At 55.7% G+C, this 5217-nt stretch carries 7 protein-coding genes; 1 reads left to right on the forward strand and 6 read right to left on the reverse strand.

Features of this window, described 5'->3' with window-relative positions; all coding sequences use genetic code 11:
- Nucleotides 1-270: chromate resistance protein ChrB domain-containing protein (locus AC1DVH_RS25730; RefSeq protein ID WP_477756173.1), on the forward strand; the 270-nt coding region annotated here is incomplete at its 5' end.
- 20 nt (nucleotides 271-290) lie between these two features.
- On the opposite strand, the gene AC1DVH_RS25735 is transcribed toward AC1DVH_RS25730, so the two are convergent.
- The 6 genes from AC1DVH_RS25735 to AC1DVH_RS25760 form a co-directional block, all read right to left on the reverse strand.
- Complete coding sequence (locus tag AC1DVH_RS25735; RefSeq protein ID WP_477756174.1) at nucleotides 291-1427, reverse strand: nickel/cobalt efflux protein RcnA; 1137 nt, start codon at nucleotides 1425-1427, stop codon at nucleotides 291-293.
- Nucleotides 1428-1434: 7 nt separating this feature from the next.
- Nucleotides 1435-1728 carry a metal-sensing transcriptional repressor gene (locus AC1DVH_RS25740; protein ID WP_477756175.1) on the reverse strand — a complete coding sequence of 98 codons (294 nt, stop codon included), beginning with the start codon at nucleotides 1726-1728 and terminating at the stop codon, nucleotides 1435-1437.
- 276 nt (nucleotides 1729-2004) lie between these two features.
- Complete coding sequence (locus AC1DVH_RS25745) at nucleotides 2005-2736, reverse strand: MBL fold metallo-hydrolase (protein ID WP_477756176.1); 732 nt, start codon at nucleotides 2734-2736, stop codon at nucleotides 2005-2007.
- A gap of 8 nt (nucleotides 2737-2744) precedes the next feature.
- On the reverse strand, nucleotides 2745-3521 hold the full coding sequence (locus tag AC1DVH_RS25750) for an amino acid ABC transporter ATP-binding protein (RefSeq protein ID WP_477756177.1): 777 nt from the start codon (nucleotides 3519-3521) through the stop codon (nucleotides 2745-2747).
- Between the two features lie 31 nt (nucleotides 3522-3552).
- Complete coding sequence (locus AC1DVH_RS25755; RefSeq protein ID WP_477756178.1) at nucleotides 3553-4233, reverse strand: amino acid ABC transporter permease; 681 nt, start codon at nucleotides 4231-4233, stop codon at nucleotides 3553-3555.
- Between the two features lie 11 nt (nucleotides 4234-4244).
- Complete coding sequence (locus AC1DVH_RS25760; RefSeq protein ID WP_477756179.1) at nucleotides 4245-5066, reverse strand: ABC transporter substrate-binding protein; 822 nt, start codon at nucleotides 5064-5066, stop codon at nucleotides 4245-4247.
- Nucleotides 5067-5217 lie beyond the last annotated feature (151 nt).

Consider the following 5217-nt stretch of genomic DNA (forward strand, 5'->3'; position numbering starts at 1 on the left):
GAGCTGTGCAGCTTCGATGCATTTCTAAAGAAGTACCGGCTCAGTGAACCCGCCTTGCAGCATCTGGCCAGGATCGTGCGCGGCGCTGATACCTCTCGCCTGGATCTAACGCCGCAATCGGCCGGGTTGTACGCCATCTCACTGGGACTGTCGAAGTGCTTTGCGAATGACCATGAGATGCTGGTACACGGCCTGATCCTGTATGACGCACTCTACGCATGGTGCAAGGAATGCCAAGGTGAAACGCATAACTGGCCTGCGCAAATGTGAAGAGTCCCGGTTACACAGCGTTATGCGGTCAGGCCGATCCAGCCATGGAAGCCTACGTACAGACCTACACCGATGATCAACAGACCGGACAGGTATGGCGCACGACGAGCCACGGTGCCCAGCCATGGCCAGCGATTGGACGCCTGTTTAGCGCCAATGGCCGCCGCCACTCCCACCGCCACCAAGGTAATCGCCAAGCCAATGCTGAAGCACAGAACCAGCATCCCACCCAGCGCCACTTCTTTAACCTGAAGGCACAGCAGCAGTACGGTGATGGCCGCAGGGCACGGAATCAAACCGCCTGTAAGACCGAACATGACGATCTGGCCTGTGGTGACCTCACGGTTGGTAAAGCGCTTGCGGATGTCGTTGGCATGCGCACGTTCATGCGCATCCTGATAGCCATCAATCGACAACTCCAGGCCTTCCGGCCCGGAAGGCGCATGCCCGTGATCATGCTCCTGATACTCCAGATCGTAATCATGGGAATGCCCCGCATGCCCAAGACTCAAGCGAGCACTGAATTCATGCGGCTCCGGGATATCGACTGCCGACTCCAGGAAGCCTTCGCGCTCGACAAAAGAGAAGGATTGCGTGCTTCCGTCTGGACGAGTCGTCATCAGGCGAACATCTGARGCAGCCCAGGCATGTCCGGTCAATGTTTTCAGGCGCCAATGCGGTGGCATGTCTACTTCGAATATCGACAGTTCGACACGGCCATGGCCGGTATCGATTCGGTGGGTTTCATCATGATGGTCATGGTCATGTTCGCCGTGGTGGTGGTCATCACCTTGCTCGAACTTGAACATCTGCTCACCGCGCCAGGTACGCCACAGCATCCAAAGCGCAATCACGATGATCAGTGCGCAGGACGCCATCTGGAAGTACGGCTCAGTGGTTTGAGCGTCGAGGCCTTGGCCCAGGTACATGCCGCCGATGGCGACCAACCAGACCACTGCGGTGTGCGACAGCGTCGCGGCCAAGCCCAACAGAACGGCCTGTTTGACCGAGCCACGGATGGCCACGATAAAGGCCGCCATCATGGTTTTTGAATGGCCTGGTTCCAGGCCATGCAAGGCACCGAGCAGAATGGCGCTCGGGAAATACAGCCAGGCGTGAGCCCCGCCTTGTTGCAGCAGTTCAGCGAAATTGGGCATGTCAGACCTAGAGGTACTTGGTGATTTGCTTGAAGGCTTCCAGTGGTGCGCGCTCGCCATTGTTCAACGCCGAGACAGTGTCCTCCAGGCAGTGATCAATGTGATCCTGTATGAGCGTGCGCTTGGCTTGGCACACCGCTTTTTCAACAGCATGCAGCTGCTGGGCAATGTCTACGCACTCACGCCCCTCTTCGATCATGGTGATGATTGCGCGTAAATGGCCGTCTGCCCGCTTGAGGCGTTTGATGATCGCCTCATGACTTTGGTGGACGTGTGGGTGCGCGTGTTCGTGCTCACTCATGATTTGAGTCTTCGCGATTAGAGAATTACGTGAATCTTATCCCCCCAGGGGGGATACAAGCAATCTAGAATCCGTCTGCACCTGGGTATAGATCCGGGCGGTCAATTTCTGGCTACTGCGACAGGCAGTTATGGGTCGGTTTCAGCCCATCGCAACAGGCGACAATCGGCCAGAAGCTGCCCTTCATGAACGGCAGCAATGGCCAAAAGTGGGCAATCGTTTACGGTGAAACGATGCTCCAGACGGATATAACACTCTATTCGATAACCCGCCCGATCAGATCGTTGCCTTGGCTGATGTGCCGTGAAGATATTGCCTCGCAATAGCCTTCATCTGCTCGGAGGACATGACTGCGCCATGTCCTCCGTGAATGCACTGCACCTCCAGATCGATCAAGCGTTGCATCGTCTGACGGTAAAGAGCCTGGTTCGAGCAGGGCAGGTTATCGACCAATCCACCGATGTAGATGACATCACCACTGAAAAGCACACCTGCAGATTCGTCGAGTAGGCCGATGGAGCCATGAGAGTGACCGGGTAAATGAAGTACCCGTAGCTGTTTGTCTCCCAGATCGATGATATCTCCCTCCTCTACGGTCTGGGTCAATGGAGCCGGCCTGATGCAGTAGTGCTCCGGCGACCAGTTCAGGCAAGGTGATTGCGTCACTGCGCCCGGCAAGCTGCGAAACACATGAGCCAAGGTGTCCTGATCAACCATGCGGGCAAAATCTTCCGCCTCAGCTGGGTGCCCGAGTCGTGTTTCGAACTCATGGAAACCGCCGACATGGTCGGCATGAATATGGGTCGCCACCGCAATAAGCCGCTTACCTTCTTCTAGAGCCAGGGCTGGTCGTAACGGAACCAACCCCATGCCGAAATCAATCACCAGATCGGCATCGCGCCCTCGCACGTGAAAGAGGTTGGCGGCAAAGTAGCGGTGCACATAAGGCTCGCTCAAGCACGTGATGCCATCGCCCAGGTCCTGCCTTTCGTACCATTCATCCCTCATGGAGCACCTCAATGCAGAAGCTGGCCAAGAAAGCGCTGGGTTCGTTCGTGGCTCGGCTGGGTAAATATTTGATCAGGCGAACCACACTCGACGATTTGACCTGCATCCATGAAGACAACTTTGTCAGCCACCTTGCGAGCAAAGCCCATTTCGTGGGTAACACACACCATGGTCATCCCCTCTTCCGCCAGTTGAACCATGGTGTCGAGCACCTCTTTGATCATCTCCGGGTCCAGCGCTGAGGTTGGTTCATCGAACAGCATCACTCGGGGGTTCATGCACAAGGCTCGTGCAATGGCAACTCGCTGCTGTTGGCCTCCCGACAGTTTGGCGGGATAGCAGTGGGCTTTGTCCGGGATGCGTACCCGCTCCAGGTAATGCATGGCCAGTTCCTCTGCTTCTCGACGAGGCATTTTGCGTACCCAACGTGGAGCCAGGGTGCAGTTTTCAAGAATAGTGAGGTGAGGAAATAGATTGAAATGCTGAAACACCATACCCACTTCACTACTCACCCGGTCGATGCGTTTGAGCTGACCGGTAAGTTCCACGCCGTCGACGACGATGCGTCCTTCCTGGTGTTCCTCCAGGCGATTGATGCAGCGAATCAGGCTGGACTTGCCAGAACCGGAGGGCCCGCAAATGACCACCCGTTCGCCCTGCTGGACATCCAGATCAACATTTTTCAGTACTTGGAACGTCCCGTACCATTTGCCAAGCCCCCGAATTTCCACCGCAGTTGGCTGAGTCTTGGCAAGCGCGACTGGCGTATCAATGGACAGTTTCATGGTGTCTCCTGTTTTGCCCGGAAAACCGCCCTTAGCGGTAGCCATTGGAAAGAACGCGCTCGACGCGCATCTGCAAGCCCGTCAATACCGAGACCAGCAACATGTAGTAAACCAACGCAGCGCTGTACCACTCCAGGAACTGAAAACTCGTGGCAATTGCAAACTGGGTGGTGGTCATCAATTCATTCAAAGAGATGATGGTCGCCAGGGAAGTCGCCTTGAGCAGCGAGATGAACTCGTTAACCAAAGCAGGTAGCGCAATACGTAAGGCTTGCGGCAACACCACCAACATGAACACTTGTGATCGATGCAGGCCCAATGCCGCTGCGCCTTCGCGCTGGCCGCTGCTCACCGCAGCAAATGCACTGCGAAATATCTCGGTCAGATAGGCGATCTGTATCAGCGTCAGAGCAATGAATGCCGCCAGAAAAGGCGTGAACCAGCCACCACGAAAACTGGGGAACAGTTGCGGTAGCCCATTCCAGATAAACAGCAAGACCAGCAACGCCGGAGCACCACGGAACAACCACACATAACTGGCCATCGACCAGCGCACGCCGCGCCGCGACGAAGTTGCACAGGAGCCGGTGAACAGCGAAACACCCATGGACAACGCCATCACGCCAACCGACAACACAAGGGTCAGCAGCGCCCCTTTAGCCAGCGGCCAGCCGAATACGGCGTCCAGGAATAACGAAGAATCAAACACCATGACGCTCACCCTTACTGCTGAGCCAATTGGACGTCTGTCGACTGGGTTGGCAGATTCCACTTGGCGAGCAGCGTTTTCAGTTCACCACTTTGCTGCAAGGCACCCAGCGCATTGTTGAGTTGTTGCAAATCGGCAGTGTTCTTGCGCAGGTAAAGTCCAAACAGGTCAGCGTCTGGATAGGTGTAGGTAATCTGTAGTTGCCCAGGTACCTGGGTACTGCGATAAGCCGCCGTTGTATCCTGGGTGATCGTCGCGGTTGCTCGCCCTACGAGAACCTGCTGGATGACCGCCGAAGCCGACGGGTACGTCTGCATGCTGATGGGCTTGCGACCGTTTTCTACCAGCTGTTTGTTGAGAGCCTTTACCGTGTCCTCGTAGGTGGTGCCCGCCTCGATAGCGATCACCTTGCCGCTCAGATCTTCCGGTTTGCGGGTTTGCTCATCCCGTGCCGACGTCACCATGACCTTGGACGATTTGAAATAGCCAACACCGTCGTAGCGCTTCAAACGTTCGCTGGTAAGGGTCATGCCGCTGGCAACGACATCACAACGTTCTGAGTCGAGAGACGGCAACAGACCTTTGAAATCGCCCACAACCAACTGGAGTTTTACGCCCCAGTGTTTGGCCAGCGCAGCCATGACATCCACCTCAAAACCAACCATCTGGGTGTCGCCGGGCTTGGCGTAGAACTCCATCGGTGGAAACTCGCCGGCCGTACAGACTTTTAATGTGTCGCCCTGAGCGAACGAAGGTTTCGTGCTGCTCAGATCAGCTGCAACGGCCAAGCTGCTGGCCATACCCAAACCCAGAAAAATTGCGGCTACTTGTCTCATGACATTTCTCTTGTTGTTTTAGTGGCTTAGAGGAGGAATGCGGTAACGCAGGGCAATGGTGCTGGCGACAAAGAGGGCAAACAAGCTAAACTTTTTATAGGGTTATTCTTTAGAAAAACTGAAATATAGGCACGGCAATGGCGCTCCCACC

This window comes from Pseudomonas sp. P4_C3, assembly GCF_056402075.1.